Genomic DNA, 17,912 nt, shown 5'->3' with positions numbered 1-17,912 from the left:
TATATGGCCTATATTCCAAAAAACTACGCAAGACTTGAATCAGGCTATCGCGAGAAAGCGCTCAAGCTTTTCCCTTGGGTGTGTGGCCGCTGTTCACGAGAGTTTGTCTATTCCAACCTGCGTGAGCTGACTGTGCATCATATTGATCACGACCATGGTAATAACCCCGAGGATGGTAGTAACTGGGAAATGCTGTGTTTGTTCTGCCACGATCATGAGCATGAGAAATACACTCAGGCTGAACTATACGGTTCCAATGTCGTGGCTGGAGAAGATGCGCAGGACGATGTTGGTATGGCTACCCATAATCCTTTTGCCAATCTGAAAGCGATGTTAAAGAAGTAGCGATGGCTGAGTAAGACCGCTCTCAATTTGTTAAACCCAATAGGGGGCGGTTTATTATGCAAATATACATTTGTACCCGTTCCTAATTCCCTCCGACCTCAACATCGATGCGTAATGCATCATGTCGCCAATATTCTAAATCACAGTCGATTAAACGATCGTGCTGATCGCGGTTGATCCGCGTGATAAACAGCGCCGGGCTATTTTGCGGCACTTTCAGCGCAGCGGAGGCTTGCTCTGGCAGGCAGGTCGATACCATATCAAAACGCACCCGGCCATAGCGCACGCCATAGCGGGTGTAATAAAGATCGGTTAGCGACTGCGTGAGATCGGTCGCAATGATATCGGGGAAGAACTGCGGATTCAGGTAGTGCTCAACGTAGAGCACCGCGCGGGTGTCGATATAACGCAAACGCCGGATGCAATAGACACTGCTTCCCGCCGCTAATCCCAAGCGATCGCATACCTTATCACTGGCGATCAACTGGCTGGCATCCAGCACCTCGGTCTGTGCCGACCGACCTTGCTCTTGCACCATGGCGTGAAAATGGCTGCGTTGCAGTGGGTTATAAAGAATGCGAGGCGGGGAAATAAACCAGCCTTTACGGACTTCGCGATAAATCAAACCCTGCGCTTCAAGCTGGCCAAGTGCCTCCCGCAAAGTAATGCGCGTGGTGGAAAAATGCTCACTGAGTGTACGCTCTGAAGGTAAACGTCCTTCGACATTAAAATCTCCAGCCGCCAGCTTATCCATTAACGCCTGGCAAATAGTTGCCACCGTTGTTTGCAGTTCACTCATTGGTTTGAGGGCCTCTTTTCAGTGCGCTTTGCACCATTGCGACATTTTTGTGACGAAAATATGTGCGTTTGATAACAACTACGCGTTTAAAAACGCCGCATGCTGGCACTGACATATAATTATCATAATTGAGCGGTACATTGGCTTGGTTCTTGCTGGACTAGACCAGCACTTCACACACTATCATTCGGAGCTTCAGTTATGAAACAGTTGTTTGCTTCTGTGTTAACCAGCGCGCTGGTACTGAGTACTACTACATCGGTCTTTGCTGCCGACGATTCCGTTGCAGCTCTGGAAAAGGCAGCGAAAGCGGAAGGTACCTTGAACAGCGTTGGTATGCCTGACTCCTGGGCTAACTGGAAAGAAACCTGGCAAGACATCACCAGCAAATACGGTATCAAACACAGCGATACTGATATGAGCTCCGCACAAGAGATCGCTAAATTCCTGGCGGAGAAAAATAACGCCAGTGCTGATATTGGTGACGTGGGTGCTGCTTTTGGTCCAGTAGCGATGAAAGAAGGCGTGACTCTGCCTTACAAACCAACTACTTGGGCGCAAGTTCCTGATTGGGCGAAAGACAAAGACGGTAACTGGGCTCTGGCTTATACCGGTACTATCGCTTTTATCATCGACAAATCTCAGGTGAAGAACGAGCCACATAGCTGGGCTGACCTGCTGAAAGGCAACTATAAAGTTACCATCGGTGATGTAAGCACCGCAGCACAGGCCGCTAACGGCGTGTTGGCAGCGACTTACGCGATGGGCGGTAACGAAAAGAACCTGAAACCAGGTCTGGAATACTTTGCTAAGTTGGCCAAAGCCGGTCGCCTTGGCCTGAATGATCCTAGCATTGCGTCTTTGGAAAAAGGCGAAGTGCAGGTAGGTATTGTGTGGGACTTCAACGGTCTTAACTATCGCGATCAGATTGATAAAACCCGCTTTGACGTGCTGATCCCAACTGATGGCAGTATCACATCTGGCTACACCACCATCATCAACAAATACGGCAAGCATCCGAACGCTGCAAAACTGGCGCGTGAATACATCTTCTCTGATGCTGGTCAAATCAATCTGGCTCGTGGCTATGCACGTCCAATCCGCGCTGAGCACCTGACTCTGCCAGATGACGTAAAAGCTAAATTGCTGCCAAACAGCGAATATGCGAATGCACACCCAATTACTGACGCAGCGGCGTGGGATAAGAGCTCCAAAGCTCTGCCTCGTCTGTGGCAGGAAAACGTCATGATCAACATGCAGCAATAACTACCTGAGCATAACCGTGAGGATGAGTTCTTTACGGTTAGTTTTTTATATGCAGAAGTCACTTCAAGATGCAGGCGGCCAACGTCCCTGCATCTTGCAGGAGTTAACAGTCATTAGGGCAAACGAATAATGAAAAACATTCTAGTGGTACTGGACGGCCTGAACTATCAGGTAGCGCGCGATGCGATGGGATATTTACAGGCACAGTGTGCCGCAGGACGCGGTCGCTTGTATCAATTGGAATGTGAGCTGCCTTCGTTATCTCGACCATTATATGAGTGCATTCTTACCGGCGTTACTCCGGTAGTGAGCGGTATTGTACATAACCATGTCGATCGCCTGTCTACCGAGCGCAGTATTTTCCATTACGCCCGCGATGCCGGTTTAACCACGGCCGCCGCGGCTTATCACTGGGTGAGCGAGTTGTATAACCGTACGCCGTTTGATCCCGCGCGCGATCGCCATACCGATGACCTCGCATTGCCTATTCAGCATGGGCATTTCTACTACGATGATGCCTACCCAGACTCGCATCTCTTTGATGATGCCGAGAGTTTGCGCCGTCGCTATCAACCGGATTTCCTGCTGATCCATCCAATGAATATTGATGATGCCGGGCATAAATTTGGCCTGTCATCGATGCAATATCGTAATAAAGCCCGCGGTGCCGACGGTATTTTATCCCGTTATCTGGGCGACTGGCTTGCTGCGGGTTATCAGGTCATTGTCACTGCCGATCATGGTATGAATGACGATCGCAGCCACGGCGGGATACTGCCGGAAGAGCGCCAGGTGCCGTTGTTCGTCTTTGGTGACGCTTTTAGCCTTGGTGAAGCAGCACCGCTACAAACCGAGCTGTGCGGCACCGTTTGCACCTTGCTCAATATTGCCCATGATAAACCGCATTGTGCGGCGTTACTGGCTTAACCCGTCGATTGAAGCAAAGGATAACGGATGAAAGCTAAGTGGCTTGCTCTGCTATTTGTCGTGCCATTTGTGGTATTTTTTATCGCCTTCCAGATAGCGCCGCTGGTGTGGATTGCGGTGAGCAGTTTTTACAGTGATAACTACGAAGCCTGGGGCTTTGGTAATTATAGCGACATCCTGACCTCGCCATTTTATTTACAGGCGATTCGTTTCTCACTGGATATCTCCATCAGATCCAGCCTGTACGGTCTGTTGATTGCGTTAGTTGGTAGTTACTCACTTCGCCAATTGGGCAAGACGAAACTGCATAATTTCATGATGTCCTTCACCAATATGACGAGCAACTTCGCCGGCGTGCCGCTGGCCTTTGCTTTCATTATTTTGTTGGGACTTAACGGTTGTCTGACATTGCTGCTGCACAAATTCGGGCTGATGGAAGGGTTTAACCTCTATTCCCGAGACGGCATCATTGTGCTGTACACCTATTTCCAAATCCCTCTGGGCATTTTATTGATGTATCCGGCTTTCGACGCCCTGCGTGAAGACTGGCGTGAATCGGCCTCCTTGCTCGGTGCCGGTCGTTGGAGCTACTGGCGCTACATCGGCTTGCCGGTGCTAACGCCCGCGCTGGTTGGTACTTTTGTCATTCTGCTTGCTAATGCCTTGGGCGCTTACGCCACGATTTATGCGCTGACGACCGGTAATTTCAACGTGATCCCTGTGCGTATTTCTGCGCTGGTCGCTGGTGATATCTCTCTTGATCCGAACACCGGGAGTGCCTTGGCTGTTCTGCTGGTGATATTGATGGCCTTTATCACTTTCATCCATCAATGGTTGCTGCGTAGGAGCTATCTCAATGCGCGTTAACTTCTCTGCTCGCGTTTTTCTCAGCCTGGAGGTATTGCCATGAGCCGCGCTGAATCTCTTTACCACCGAATCGTTGTCTGGGTGCTGCTGCTTGGCCTGATGTTGCCTTTAGCCGTTACCTTGATTTATGCCGTTGTCAGCGAATGGGGTGCCACCATTTTGCCGAGTGGCTTTACGTTCAAGTGGTTGGTGGATTTATGGAGCGATCCTCGCTTCCTGCTGGCGCTCGGCCACTCTTTGCTGGTCTGCGTGGGCACATTAGTCTTGTCGATGGCATTAATCTTGCCGCTAATGTTTGTGATTGCTTACTACTTCCCAAGACTTGATGCTTTGATGAATGTGCTGATCCTGCTGCCATTTGCTGTCCCACCAGTGGTGTCATCAGTCGGCTTGATGCAGTTGTACTCGTCGCCACCGTTTGAGCTGACCGGAACGCCGTGGATTTTGATTGGTTGTTATTTCACCATCGCGTTGCCATTTATCTACCGTGCTATCTCCAACAATATGCAGGCGATTAATATGCGTGATTTGATGGATGCAGCACATTTGCTGGGAGCCAGCACCTGGAAAGCGGCACTGTTGGTCATTCTGCCTAACCTGCGCAAAGGGGCGACCATTGCGGTATTGCTCTCCTTCTCGTTTTTGATTGGCGAGTTTGTGTTTGCCAATCTGTTGGTGGGTAACCGCTATGAAACGTTGCAGGTTTATCTTTTCAATATGCGCAATGGCAGCGGCCATTTCACCAGCGCATTAGTCATCTCCTATTTCGTTGTTGTGCTGGTGGTTACCTGGCTGGCGAACGCATTAAATAAAGGAAAAAGCTGATCATGTCATATTTGCAAGTCACTCAACTTAATAAGCATTATGGTCAGACACAGATTTTCAACAATATTGATTTCAGTGCCAAAGAGGGGGAGTTTGTCACCCTGTTGGGGCCAAGTGGTTGTGGTAAATCGACATTGTTACGCTGCCTCGCGGGTTTAACCGATGTGGATAGCGGACAAATCTTGCTGCAGGGTGAAGATCTCGTGCCGTTGCCGCCGCAGAAGCGCGGTATCGGGATGGTTTTTCAGAGTTATGCACTCTTCCCGAACATGACGGTTGAGGGTAATGTAGCCTTTGGCCTTAAGATGCAAAAACTCTCTGCAAACGAAGTGACTCGCCGTGTTGGCGAAGTATTAGAGCTGGTGGAGCTTAATGAATTTGCTCGCCGTTACCCGCATCAACTTTCCGGTGGTCAATGCCAGCGTGTTGCCTTGGCTCGTTCTCTTGTCACCCAGCCTCGTCTGCTGCTGCTCGATGAACCGCTTTCCGCATTAGATGCCCGCATCCGCCGCCATCTGCGCGAACAGATCCGCCGCATTCAGCGTGAAATGAACCTCACGGCTATTTTTGTGACGCACGATCAGGAAGAAGCTTTGACTATGTCCGATCGCATCGTGTTGATGAATAAAGGGCAAATTGTACAAAATGGTGATGCGGAAACACTGTATACTGCCCCTGTCAACGCGTTTGCCGCTGGTTTTATTGGCAACTATAACCTGTTGAGCGCGGAGCAGGCCCAGCGCCTCACCGGCCAAACCTATCGTAGCCAGGTCGCTATTCGTCCTGAGTCTATTGCGATTGTCTCGCCTGAGCAGGGAATTCCTGCCCGAATTGTTAACCACAGTCTGTTAGGCAACGTTGTGCGTTACCAAGTCTTGGTCAATGATGTGGAATTAGCTGTGGATGTATTAAACCGTTCCAAGGACTCACTGTTTGCCGATGGTATTCAGATTGGTCTACAGTTGGATCTTGTTACCCTTAGGGAGGTTGCGTGAGTCTGGCTTTATTTGACTTAGATGAAACGCTGATAAGTTGTGACTGCTCCAGCGAGTGGTCAAATTATATGATAAAGCAAGGGTGGGTTGAGGATAAGCGCGCCTTCTTGCAGCGTAATGAAGAACTGATACAGCAGTATGCGCTAGGCGAAATGGATTTGGCTGACTATATGCATTTAACGCTAGCGCCGTTGCGCGGGCGTCGTCAGCAGGATGTTGCCCAACTGATTAATCAATTTGTTGAAGAGATTATCGCGCCATGTGTTTATCCGGCAGCCTGGGAATGTCTGGCACAGCATCGCGCTAATGGCGATCGCATTGTGATTATCTCCGCCTCGGGTGAACATCTGGTGACGCCGATTGCTCGCTACCTTGGTGTTGATGAGTCGTTGTCTATCGGCGTGGTAATACAGGAAGCGTGTTTCACCGGGGCGATACAAGGTGTGATGAGCTACCGTGAAGGTAAAGTCACTCGGCTACTTGAATTGCTTAATCAAGATAAGACGCAATTACGTCATGCCAGTTTTTATTCGGATTCAAATAACGATCTGCCGCTGTTGAGCCAAGTCGGCCACCCGATTGTTGTTAATCCGGATGCTATCCTGCTTCAACATGCTCAGCAGGCAGGATGGCCTGTTTATCGTTGGAGCTAAAGGAGCGTTTTTTTAGTGTTAACACTTCTACATCTGTTATCTGCAATATCACTGTTGGTCTGGGGTACGCACATTGTGCGTACTGGCATCATGCGCGTTTTTGGTGCCAACCTGCGTGGTGTCCTCAGCAATAGTGTTGAGAAAAAGCCACTGGCGTTTATGGCCGGAATTGGCGTGACTGCATTGGTGCAAAGCAGCAATGCCACCGCGTTGCTCGTGACGTCATTTGTGGCGCAAGGGCTGGTCGCACTGGCCCCAGCTCTGGTTATCATTCTTGGCGCGGATGTGGGTACGGCGCTGATGGCGCGTGTGCTGACTTTTGATCTTTCGTGGCTTTCCCCGCTGTTGATTTTTGTTGGTGTCTCTTTCTTCTTGAGCCGTAAACAGACCCGTGCCGGTCAAATGGGCCGTGTTGCCATTGGTCTGGGCCTGATTCTGTTAGCACTTGAGCTTATTGTTAATGCCGCCACGCCGATTACTCAGGCATCCGGCATTAAAGTGCTGTTCTCTTCTCTGACTGGCGACACCATTCTTGATGCGTTAACCGGCGCGATGTTTGCCATCATCAGTTACTCGAGTTTGGCTGCAGTACTGCTCACCGCCACGCTAGCCGCAACCAGTGTGATATCCCTGAAAGTCTCGTTGTGTCTGGTGATCGGTGCTAACGTCGGCAGTGGCCTGTTAGCGATGATTAATGCCAGCAAACAGAATGCCGCCGGGCGTCGGGTTGCGCTGGGTAGCCTGCTGTTTAAGCTAGTAGGTGCGGTGATTGTCCTGCCTTTTGTCGGCCCATTGACTGAACTACTGGCCAAGCTCAACGTGCGTGATGAAGAACTGGTGATCTATTTCCATGTATTTTATAACCTGATCCGTTGCATGCTGTTGGTGCCGTTGTCCGGACCGATGGCAAAAGTATGCGAAATGATTATTGCCGATGTGCCGGAAGAGGACCCGCGTTTACGTCCGCGTCACTTGGATGTTAGTGCTATCGACACGCCTGCATTGGCGCTAGCGAATGCCGCGCGAGAAACCCTGCGCATGGGCGATGTGGTTGAGCATATGCTTATCTTGCAACAAGAGATGATGCACAGTAAATCGACCCAAGACCGCGAAGTGCGCCGCCTTGATGACGATGTTGATGTCTTGTATACCGCCATCAAATTGTATCTGGCGCAGATCCACAAAGAAGATTTGGGCGAAGCAGATTCCCGTCGTTGGGCGGAGATTATCGAGATGGCACTTAATCTGGAGCAGGCGGGCGATATTATCGAGCGTATGACTTCCGATATTGCAGCGAAATCTCACGCGGCTAAGCGTGCGTTCTCACCGGAAGGCCTGACCGAGCTCACCACATTACATGCCAAGCTGATAGATAACCTGCGTTTGAGCCTGTCGGTATTCCTTTCCAGCGATATCGATAGCGCGCGTCGTTTACGTCGTAATAAGCACCGTTTCCGTATTCTGGACCGCCGTTATGCTCATGCGCACGTTGACCGTTTGCATCAGCATAATGTGCAAAGTATCGAAACCAGTTCACTGCATTTAGGCTTACTGGGTGATATGAAGCGCCTTAACTCATTATTCTCTGCGGTGGCTTATAACGTGCTGGATAAAGATGAGCAGGAAGATGACGAGCGTGAAATCATGGATGAAGTAAAGCCGGTTTAACGCCATAGACCATAAAATAAAACGGCTGGGATCAATGCAGATTCCAGCCGTTTTTTTATGTTTCAAGCGGGTAATTATTTGCTCTTTTTAACCGGTTTTCCCGACCAATATCCAGCCAGCAGTGAACCGGACATGTTATGCCATACCGAGAAGATAGCGCCCGGCAGTGCAGCGACCGGCGTGAAGTAGATTTTGCCCAAGGTCGCTGCCAGGCCGGAGTTTTGCATCCCCACTTCCAGTGCCATAGTGCGACAGGTGGTTTCATCGAAGCCAAACAATTTGCCGCCCCAATATCCCCCCAACAGACCAATTGCGTTGTGCATAACCACGGCCACAATGACGACCAGACCTACCGATGAGATCAGGCTTTGGCTGGCGGCAATGACCGCGCTGATAATCGCCAAAATGCACACCATGGAGAGGAGCGGTAATAGTGGCTCGATACGTTTGACGGTTTTGGTAAACAGGTGATGCAGCACCAAACCGGCGAAAATCGGGATGACGACAATTTGCAGAATACTCAGCAACATGCCAACAACATCGACTTTGATATGCGTATCGACGTACAGACGAGTGAGCAGCGGGGTAGCAAACACGCCAATCAGCGTTGATACGGCAGAGATCGTCACTGATAGCGCAACATCGCCCTTTGCCAGATAGATCATTACGTTAGAGGCGGTACCGCTGGCAACGCTGCCGACCAAAATCATCCCGGCTGAGAGATCGGCTGGCATATGGAACAGCTTGGCCAGCAACCAGGCAGCCAAGGGCATGATTAGATAATGTAGAAACGTAGCCACGGCAACCGGGGCCGGGCGAGATAGCACGCGTTTGAAATCTCCGAACTCAAGAGTGACGCCCATCGCGAACATAATCAGCATCAGTAGCGGGCTAACGTAAGGGCCTAGCGGCGTGAAGGTGTGGGGCGAGTAATAGGCGGCGACCGCCAGCAATACGGCCCATAATGGAAACAGGCGAGTAATCAGGGCTAACATGTGAGGAGTGATCCTTATTATTTCTTATTTATGGTGTTGTGATGTGTTTTTGTTGTGACTGTTCTTTGTAGCTTTTCTGGCCTATTCAGGCAACAAAGATTCCGCCCAGAAATAATAAAGCCGGATACAGAGATCCGGCTTTATCTTCGTACGGCGTTTTAAATAAACGCAATGAGGCAAAAATCTTATTCGAAGATGTTTTTATGCAGCGTTTGTACGACCTGATTGGCATCATCGCCAGGAACCAGGAAGCACAGGTTATAGCTGCTGGCCCCGTAGCAAATCATACGAATGTTGAACGGGTCCAACACGCCGAAGACTTCTTTACCCACGCCACGAGCCTGCGACAATTTATTACCGATCAGAGCGATTAATGCCAAATTCTCTTCGACTTCCACACGGCATACTGAAGAGAGTTCAGTCAGTAACGATGTGGTCAGCAGGCTATCACCTGAAGAAGTTGAACCGGTAGTATCGAGCGTCAGTGCAATACTGACTTCTGAGGTGGTGATCAAATCTACTGAAATATTATGGCGAGCCAGAATGCCAAACACTTCCGCCAGGAAGCCCTGTGAATGCAGCATAGTCAGGCTGTGTAGCGTCAGCAGCGTTTGCTTACGACGCAGAGCTAACGCCCGGAATAACGGTGGATTTTCGGTGGTATTACACACCATAGTGCCACCGGCCGCTGGATCTTTGCTTGAGCCAACAAAAACAGGAATACCGCGACGTACCGCAGGCAGCAAGGTGGCTGGATGCAGGACTTTGGCACCGAAAGTTGCCATCTCAGCGGCTTCTTCAAAGGCAATGCGGTCAATGCGTTTCGCCGCTGGCACCACACGAGGGTCGGTGGTGTAAATTCCTGGTACGTCAGTCCAGATATCGACGCGTGCCAGACTTAAGGCTTCGCCAAGCAGAGCTGCAGTGTAATCGCTACCGCCACGACCGAGCGTGGTGGTGCGGCCTTTGGCTTCTGCGCCAATAAAGCCCTGAGTCACCACGATGGCATTTTGTATACGTGGCAACAGTTGCTGAGCAGACAGGTCAAATAAGGTGCTGGTATCTGGTTCTGCGCGGCCAAAGCGGTCGGTAGTACGCATCACTTTACGCACATCGAACCATTCGGCGGCCACCGCGCGCTGACGTAAAATTTCGACGAACAGCAGCGTGGACATCAGCTCGCCATGGCTGACCAGTTCATCGGTCAAGGCGTGAGAAGTTGCCAGGCTAGCCGCTTCCGACAACATCGCTACGTTATCGAGCATACGGTCGATTTCTTCACGAATAACGTCAGGCTGTGTGAGCTTGTCGATAATAGCGTATTGAATTCGACGAATTTCATCTTGCAGGAAAATACGGCGCGAAGACTCTTTACCTTCGGCCAATTCTACCAACAGATTGGTGACACCCGCAGAGGCAGATAACACCACCAAACGTACATTGGAATTAGAGAGAACCACATCGGCACTGCGATTCATTGCCTCGAAATCCGCGACGCTGGTGCCGCCAAACTTGGCTACAACCCATTGAGTCAGGGGAGCCGGATTGACGTTGCGGGATGCTGCTTGATTCATTTAAAACCTCGTGTAAGAGATGCCATATTTATTGGCGACCATCCATACCCGTCATACTTCAAATTGCAGAGAGGCTGCTCTCGAAGTCTATTGGGAATATTCCAAAAATTTGGTAACACAAGGGAAGCGCGGGAAACGGGAGCAGGCGTAGAGATACTACGATACACCCAGAAGCGCTCCACCTTGGCGAATGCTCTTCAAGCATCCGCAGTGGCAACCCAGAGGATTCAGCCCCTGCGGTCGATCAGCAGCCCTCCGTGAGCTTATTGACCTCGGCGTCACACCCCATCATGCATCTTCGTAGGATACGGTTCCTCCGATACACTGCCTGAGCGACGCGCCTCTTCTGGCTTACAACACATTGGTGTAAGTTAGGCGCCTACAAATAACGGGTTATTAAACATCTGTCAACGGTCTAGGCCGCGTGTTCACGACATTTTAATATTTGTTTATCTATTATTATCTTTAGTAATGATGTTTCAGAGTTATCACCTATCGCAAGAAAAGGCATCTCAACTTGCGTATAAAGGGATACAATCCGGAAAGTTGAGTTAAAAATCGTAACGTTACTTTCATTCTCCAGCCAAAGAGCATTGCTATGAAAAATATCAATCCTACCCAAACCGCTGCCTGGCAGGCGCTGCAGCAGCATTTCGATAAAATGAAAGATGTGCAGATTAGTCAGCTTTTCGCTGAAGATGCCGATCGTTTCTCCAAATTCTCAGCAACGTTTGACGATCAGATGCTGGTGGATTACTCAAAGAACCGTATTACCAGTGAGACATTGGATAAACTGCAGGCGCTGGCGAAAGAAACTCAGTTGCAAGATGCCATCAAATCGATGTTCTCTGGTGAGAAGATCAACCGCACTGAAGACCGTGCCGTGCTGCACGTTGCGTTGCGTAACCGCAGCAATACGCCAATCGTTGTTGATGGCAAAGATGTCATGCCAGAAGTGAATGCGGTACTGGCAAAAATTAAAGGCTTCTGCGATCGCGTGATTGGCGGTGAGTGGAAAGGCTATACCGGCAAAACCATTACCGATGTGGTGAATATTGGTATCGGTGGCTCAGACCTTGGCCCTTTCATGGTGACCGAGGCGCTGCGCCCTTACAAAAATCACCTGAACATGCATTTCGTTTCTAACGTTGACGGTACCCATATTGCCGAAACGCTGAAACCATTGAACCCAGAAACCACCTTGTTCCTGGTGGCTTCTAAAACGTTTACCACTCAAGAAACCATGACGAACGCCCATAGCGCGCGCGACTGGTTCTTGAAAACTGCCGGTGACAATAAACACGTTGCTAAACACTTTGCAGCGCTGTCTACCAACGGTAAAGCCGTGGCAGAGTTCGGTATCGATACCGACAACATGTTTGAATTCTGGGACTGGGTAGGGGGACGTTACTCTCTGTGGTCAGCTATTGGTCTGTCGATTGCTCTGTCAGTTGGTTTTGAGAACTTCGAAAAACTGCTGAGCGGCGCTCACGCGATGGATAAACACTTCGCTGAAACGCCAGCTGAGAAAAACCTGCCGGTGTTGTTGGCACTGATCGGTATTTGGTACAACGATTTCTTCGGTGCAGAAACCGAAGCTATTCTGCCATATGACCAATACATGCACCGTTTCTCAGCCTATTTCCAACAAGGAAATATGGAGTCCAACGGCAAATACGTCGACCGTAACGGCAACCCAGTAGATTACCAGACTGGCCCAATTATCTGGGGCGAACCTGGTACTAATGGTCAGCATGCGTTCTATCAGTTGATTCACCAAGGGACTAAAATGGTTCCTTGTGACTTTATCGCACCTGCGATTAGCCACAATGCCTTGGGCGACCACCATGCGAAACTGCTGTCTAACTTCTTCGCGCAGACTGAAGCATTGGCATTTGGTAAATCACTGGATGTTGTCGAAGCTGAGTTTGCTGAGCAGGGTAAAAAACCAGAAGACGTTAAGCACGTTGCACCGTTCAAAGTCTTTGAAGGCAACCGCCCAACTAACTCCATCTTGCTGCGTGAAATTACCCCTTATAGCCTGGGTGCGTTGATTGCTCTGTATGAGCATAAGATCTTTACTCAGGGCGCTATCCTCAATATCTACACCTTTGACCAATGGGGCGTAGAGTTGGGCAAACAGCTGGCAAACCGTATCCTGCCAGAATTGTCCGGCAACGAGCAGGTGAATGCGCACGATAGCTCGACTAACGGTTTGATTAACCGTTTCAAAAACTGGCGTGCGTAATGCATCAATGTCTTCTTTAAGACAATGATGTCATAAGCTAAAGTGCCTTGAGGGCCAACTCTTTTGAGTTGGCCCTTTTGTTTATAAACAGTAATCCAACCATTCAGATTTATGAGCAGGTTCAGCATTTTTCCCCAAACAAGCTGTGGTATTCTGCCGAGACTAATAACAAAAATGGGATATGGATCACATGGCAGGGTCAAAACAGGCAATGATGCTTTCCGGCATTATGCAGAAAATTTTGAATGTTTTTTTACTGGGCCTGACGGTTATTCTGACGCTATTTCTTGGGCGAGAAACCTATCATTTAGGGCAAGTCCTTTTTCTTAAAAATGATGAGTCTTCGTCTTATTTATTGATCGAAGGCATCGTTACTTACTTCCTGTATTTCGAGTTTATTGCACTGATCGTCAAGTATTTTTCTTCGGGATACCACTTCCCACTACGCTATTTTATTTATATCGGTATTACGGCGATTATCCGTTTGATCATTGTCGACCACACTAGCCCTTTAGATACGTTGCTGTACTCTTTCGCCATCCTGATCTTGGTTATCACACTCTTCCTGGCTAATAGTGAAAGATTACGCCGTGAATAAAAGATGATGTTATGAAGGAATGTTTTTCCCCGGTGGCAATTACCACCGGGCCTTTCTGCGTTAGAATGCGAGCAGATGATTAATCGAGGGCAGTTTTGCCTCGTTACGGAGTTCGTCAATGTCTGAATCACCAACCCCATCGTCAACACAGCCACCGATCCACTGGCTAGAAGACGCTCAAGATGTTCCTGCTGACGTTATCGACTGGCTTATGGAAATAGGCTCTATGACCCGCCGTTTTGAACAACATGGCGTGACGGTAACCATTGAACCGCAGTTTGAAGGCTTTATTAACCGCCAGGAATTAGGTGAGAACGAAGCCCAGCAACTCCCCTTAAGCGAACGTTACTGGCTGCGTGAAGTTGTGCTCTGTGGCGATGGGCAACCTTTTCTGTTGGGACGTACCGTCATTCCGGTAGAAACGCTAACCGGCGAAGATCAAGCGCTGGTGGATTTAGGTACGGTGCCGCTTGGCCGCTATCTATTTAGTGGTAATAATTTGACCCGCGACTATATTCACCTTGGCGTGCTCGCACTTGAGGATCGTGGGCTTTGGGCGCGTCGTTCACGTTTGCGCTTATCGGATAAACCGTTATTACTCACTGAGATTTTTCTTCCTGATTCCCCACTCTATCAGGTGGAGCCAGATCAATTAGAAGCAGGGGAATAAAGTAATGCTAGAGAGTTTCACTCAAGGACCGTGGCGTGATTATTGTCGGCTGATGCGCATTGATAAGCCGATAGGTTCCTTGTTACTGATGTGGCCAACCTTATGGGCATTATGGCTTGCCAGCGGCGGGCTGCCGCCGTTACCGATCCTAATTGTTTTCATCCTTGGTGTTTTCTTTATGCGGGCGGCCGGTTGCGTCATTAATGATTACGCCGATAGAAAAGTCGATGGGCATGTTAAGCGCACCGCCAATCGTCCACTGGCGAGCGGCGTTGTCACCGGTAAGCAGGCCAAAGTATTATTTATCACTTTGGTGCTGATTTCGTTTTGCCTAGTGTTGACGCTCAACCGCATGACGATTTTGCTCTCGTTTGTTGGTTTAGCACTGGCGTGGATTTATCCCTTCGTAAAGCGTGTTAGCAACTTGCCACAAGTGGTACTTGGTGCGGCTTTTGGCTGGGCAATCCCAATGGCTTTTGCTGCAGTCAGTCAGTCTTTACCTTTGGTCTGCTGGCTACTGTTTGCCGCGAATATTTGTTGGTCACTGATTTATGACACCCAGTATGCAATGGTTGACCGCGATGACGACCTAAAAATTGGCGTGAAATCTACCGCTATCCTCTTTGGTCGTTATGACAATATCATCATCGGTATTCTGCAAGTGGTCATGCTGTTGCTGTTAGCCGCAGTCGGCCACCTAGCGCATCTGGAATCAGCGTTTTACTGGACGGTTTTATTATCAGGTGCACTGTTTGTTCACCAGCAGAAAATGACCGCTAAACGCGACCGCGATGCGTGCTTCAAAGCTTTCCGCCAGAATAATTATGTGGGTCTGGTGTTGTTTATCGGTATCTTGATGAGCATCCCCGCGTAGCAATCTGGCGACCAAATCGCGTGGCAAGAGAGATAAAAAAACGCCCGGTAGACATGAGCTGTCACCGGGCGTTTTATTTGCGACTTAACGATTAATGATCGGTATCGCGAACGTCAATCTTGGTTTCTGTCAGCGGTGCTTCAGGTTGAGGCAACTCTGAAGGCATACCAGAACTTTCTATGGTCAGCTTAATTTCTGCCGACATCAAATCGCTCAGAATGCTATACAGCTCACCGGTATGCTCAGGGATCGCATCGCCGATATCATTGATATAGCCTTCGTCACGCAGCGTACCAACCAGCGTAGTAAATACGGCTTTATCAAAGAACTCTGGCGCATTGATACCATGCAAGACCGATAAGCGTTGCGCCATGATCCGGCTCTCTTTCTCCAGCGCTCCACGACTGATGCTCGGGTTACTACTGAGTAAGAACAGCGTAATCGCATAGCGTTGTAGCGTTTCACGCACGCCAGCCGCCAGCAGTTGCAGTGGGCGAATACGGGCCGGGTTAAGCGACAGCGTTTCACCATTAAGATGAATCAGTTGTTGGCGGGCCAGTTCGATGGTCAAGACATTGAGCACATCAGAGAGTTGTTCTTTGCTGTAATGCATGAACAACTCAGCTTTCATCATAGGGTAGATCAATTCGACCTGACGCAGCAGCTCGCTTTGACTGATTTTTTGATGATGAATCAACATACTGGCAATTAATGACGGCAGCACCAGCAGATGATGAATATTGTTGCGATAGTAGGTCATCAGCACTGCCTGTTCGCGCGGCAGAATAATGATATCGCCAATATTATCTTTCTCGACTTCGAACTTGTTCATGTTCAACGCGTGCTCAAGCAACTGATTTGCCGTGAGTTCTGGCACGGTTGAATCAGGCGCATAAGGCACATTGCGCAGTAGCTGCAAATAACAGTCGAGCTGTTCAGTAAGCTGTTCGCGAGTCAAAGAACGTTGGCGTGAAGCCAGCAGCGCTGTTGAACATAAGTTCATCGCGTTGGCCGCTGCCGAATTGTTAATACGCACCATGATTTTGTCGGCGATATCTTGCACCGTTGGCGTTAACCAGCTTGGGCGATGTGCTTCGATAGGGTCAATAGAATCACGCCATTGCGGTACTTTTTGATTCAGATATGGCGTTAAATGCAGGGGCTCGCCGAAGTTAACGTAGCCTTGACCGAGGTTACGCAGTTTGCGTAGTCCGTTGATCATCTGCATAAAGCCTTCTTTCTCTTTGGTCGCCCCACGCAGCTCTTTGGCGTAAGTGCCCACTTCCATCACGTGTTCATAACCGATATAGATAGGGACTAGCGTGATCGGACGCGAACCACCGCGTAACATAGCTTGAATGGTCATCGCCAGCGTACCGGTTTTCGGCTCCAGCAAACGACCGGTGCGTGAACGGCCACCTTCTACAAAATATTCTACCGAATAGCCGCGGGTGAACAGCTCGCCGAGATATTCGCGGAATACCGTTGCATAAAGCTTGTTGCCTTTGAATGTCCGGCGAATAAAGAACGCACCTAAACGGCGGAAAATCGGGCCAGCTGGCCAGAAGTTTAGGTTAATACCGGCCGCAATATGTGGTGGTACCAGACCTTGGTGGTAGAGCACATAAGAAAGCAGCAGGTAATCCATGTGGCTGCGATGGCAGGGCACATAGACAATTTCCTGGCCATCTTGCGCCAACTGACGCACACGTTCAGCGTTATTAACGTGGATACCTTTGTACAGCCGGTTCCAGGTCCAGCTTAAAACACGATCGGACAAACGCACGGCTTCATAGCTGAAATCCGCGGCAATCTCTTCCATCAGCGCGATAGCATTTTGCTTGGCTTTTTCATGGGTGATTTTTTTGCTGCGTGCTTCTTCTTCGACCGCTTTTTCAATCGCTTTAGACGCCAACAGTTTATTAAACAGATCCTGACGCACTGGTATGCGTGGCCCTACGGCAGCCAGACGTTGACGAGAGAAATGCATTCTCGCTACGCGCGCCAGTTTTTGCGCAATAATGGTATCCGTGCCATGTTCCGTTGCCATATGGCGCAGGGACACAGTATTGGAGAAGCGCACGAAACTGTCTCGCCCTAACCACAGCACGGCAAAGAATTTCTGCACGCCGTTCAGGACGCGTAAATGTGGCGTTTCCTGGCTTTCTCGGCCAGGGGAACGGCCAAACATTACCGATACCGGCAACAGTTGGATATCTAGATTCTGATTATTACGATGTAAGTCCAAATAATCGTGGAACAGTTTTACCGACTCTTCTTTCGGCTTGTAATAGCTGAAAACGCGCGGGCCTTCCCCAATAAACACGTGGCTTGGCAATTGCACGCCATCTATGTCCAGAGGAACAAGGGGATCGGGCAAATTTAGCGCCAGGCATTGTGCCCGTAGTGTCAATAAATCGGTTTTGGAGTTATAAGGCAAAACGTACACGATCGGCCGAGTGGTATCTAAACGCAACTCGGTAATAGGATCTGTAGGAATGACCTTGCTCTTTACCAGCAATTTTAGCGGTAAATTCAATAGGGTATAATAAAGTCTACGCCAACCTGACATAAAAAGATGAAGCCTCTTGTTAGCAATTTCGCCGCA

Annotated in this window: 16 protein-coding genes and 1 riboswitch; of the genes, 12 read left to right on the top strand and 4 right to left on the bottom strand. The window is 49.5% G+C overall.

The window, feature by feature from the left end; genetic code table 11:
* The first annotated feature begins 3 nt into the window (after positions 1-3).
* On the top strand, positions 4-345 hold the full coding sequence (gene yajD / locus ACL9RG_RS09440; protein WP_422792334.1) for an HNH nuclease YajD: 342 nt from the start codon (positions 4-6) through the stop codon (positions 343-345).
* 82 nt (positions 346-427) lie between these two features.
* Here the strand turns inward: yajD and ACL9RG_RS09435 are convergent, their stop codons facing one another.
* A complete protein-coding gene (locus ACL9RG_RS09435; RefSeq protein ID WP_422792333.1) occupies positions 428-1,144 on the bottom strand; it encodes a UTRA domain-containing protein in 717 nt (238 codons plus the stop codon).
* 201 nt (positions 1,145-1,345) lie between these two features.
* Between ACL9RG_RS09435 and ACL9RG_RS09430 the strand changes: the two genes are divergently transcribed.
* From ACL9RG_RS09430 to ACL9RG_RS09400, 7 genes are all read left to right on the top strand, one after another.
* Positions 1,346-2,410 (top strand): ABC transporter substrate-binding protein, encoded by a 1,065-nt coding sequence (locus ACL9RG_RS09430; RefSeq protein ID WP_422792332.1) that lies wholly within the window; start codon positions 1,346-1,348, stop codon positions 2,408-2,410.
* A gap of 129 nt (positions 2,411-2,539) precedes the next feature.
* Positions 2,540-3,337, top strand: a complete 798-nt coding sequence (locus tag ACL9RG_RS09425; protein ID WP_422792331.1) for an alkaline phosphatase family protein — start codon at positions 2,540-2,542, stop codon at positions 3,335-3,337.
* 27 nt (positions 3,338-3,364) lie between these two features.
* The gene (locus ACL9RG_RS09420; protein ID WP_422792330.1) at positions 3,365-4,204 is read left to right on the top strand and encodes an ABC transporter permease; all 840 of its coding nucleotides are present in this window, start codon (positions 3,365-3,367) and stop codon (positions 4,202-4,204) included.
* Positions 4,205-4,243: 39 nt separating this feature from the next.
* The gene (locus ACL9RG_RS09415; protein WP_422792329.1) at positions 4,244-5,029 is read left to right on the top strand and encodes an ABC transporter permease; all 786 of its coding nucleotides are present in this window, start codon (positions 4,244-4,246) and stop codon (positions 5,027-5,029) included.
* A gap of 2 nt (positions 5,030-5,031) precedes the next feature.
* Entirely contained in the window at positions 5,032-6,024 is a 993-nt protein-coding gene (locus ACL9RG_RS09410; protein WP_422792328.1) for an ABC transporter ATP-binding protein, read from the top strand.
* Positions 6,021-6,677, top strand: a complete 657-nt coding sequence (locus tag ACL9RG_RS09405) for an HAD family hydrolase (RefSeq protein ID WP_422792327.1) — start codon at positions 6,021-6,023, stop codon at positions 6,675-6,677. The genes ACL9RG_RS09410 and ACL9RG_RS09405 overlap by 4 nt, the downstream gene beginning before the upstream one ends.
* 15 nt (positions 6,678-6,692) lie before the next feature.
* A complete protein-coding gene (locus tag ACL9RG_RS09400; RefSeq protein ID WP_422792326.1) occupies positions 6,693-8,345 on the top strand; it encodes a Na/Pi cotransporter family protein in 1,653 nt (550 codons plus the stop codon).
* A gap of 74 nt (positions 8,346-8,419) precedes the next feature.
* On the opposite strand, the gene panS is transcribed toward ACL9RG_RS09400, so the two are convergent.
* Together panS and lysC are read right to left on the bottom strand one after the other, a co-directional pair.
* Positions 8,420-9,340 (bottom strand): ketopantoate/pantoate/pantothenate transporter PanS, encoded by a 921-nt coding sequence (gene panS, locus ACL9RG_RS09395; protein ID WP_422792325.1) that lies wholly within the window; start codon positions 9,338-9,340, stop codon positions 8,420-8,422.
* 185 nt (positions 9,341-9,525) lie between these two features.
* The gene (lysC, locus tag ACL9RG_RS09390; protein ID WP_422792324.1) at positions 9,526-10,914 is read right to left on the bottom strand and encodes a lysine-sensitive aspartokinase 3; all 1,389 of its coding nucleotides are present in this window, start codon (positions 10,912-10,914) and stop codon (positions 9,526-9,528) included.
* 163 nt (positions 10,915-11,077) lie between these two features.
* Positions 11,078-11,268, bottom strand: a riboswitch (Lysine riboswitch).
* A 244-nt stretch (positions 11,269-11,512) separates the two neighbouring features.
* Here lysC and pgi point away from each other — a divergent pair.
* From pgi to ubiA, 4 genes are all read left to right on the top strand, one after another.
* Complete coding sequence (gene pgi / locus ACL9RG_RS09385) at positions 11,513-13,162, top strand: glucose-6-phosphate isomerase (protein WP_422792323.1); 1,650 nt, start codon at positions 11,513-11,515, stop codon at positions 13,160-13,162.
* 190 nt (positions 13,163-13,352) lie between these two features.
* The gene (psiE, locus tag ACL9RG_RS09380) at positions 13,353-13,760 is read left to right on the top strand and encodes a phosphate-starvation-inducible protein PsiE (protein WP_422792322.1); all 408 of its coding nucleotides are present in this window, start codon (positions 13,353-13,355) and stop codon (positions 13,758-13,760) included.
* Positions 13,761-13,878: 118 nt separating this feature from the next.
* Positions 13,879-14,430 (top strand): chorismate lyase, encoded by a 552-nt coding sequence (gene ubiC / locus ACL9RG_RS09375; RefSeq protein WP_422792321.1) that lies wholly within the window; start codon positions 13,879-13,881, stop codon positions 14,428-14,430.
* Positions 14,431-14,434: 4 nt separating this feature from the next.
* Complete coding sequence (gene ubiA / locus ACL9RG_RS09370) at positions 14,435-15,304, top strand: 4-hydroxybenzoate octaprenyltransferase (protein ID WP_422792320.1); 870 nt, start codon at positions 14,435-14,437, stop codon at positions 15,302-15,304.
* Between the two features lie 91 nt (positions 15,305-15,395).
* Here ubiA and plsB read toward each other — a convergent pair whose 3' ends face one another.
* Positions 15,396-17,876 (bottom strand): glycerol-3-phosphate 1-O-acyltransferase PlsB, encoded by a 2,481-nt coding sequence (gene plsB, locus ACL9RG_RS09365; RefSeq protein ID WP_422792319.1) that lies wholly within the window; start codon positions 17,874-17,876, stop codon positions 15,396-15,398.
* Positions 17,877-17,912: the final 36 nt, after the last annotated feature.

It is taken from the genome of Rouxiella sp. Mn2063 (assembly GCF_049319665.1).
GTDB lineage: Bacteria > Pseudomonadota > Gammaproteobacteria > Enterobacterales > Enterobacteriaceae > JBMOUD01.
The sequence above is the reverse complement of the archived record's forward strand: the minus strand, read 5'-3'. Positions and strand labels throughout refer to the sequence as shown.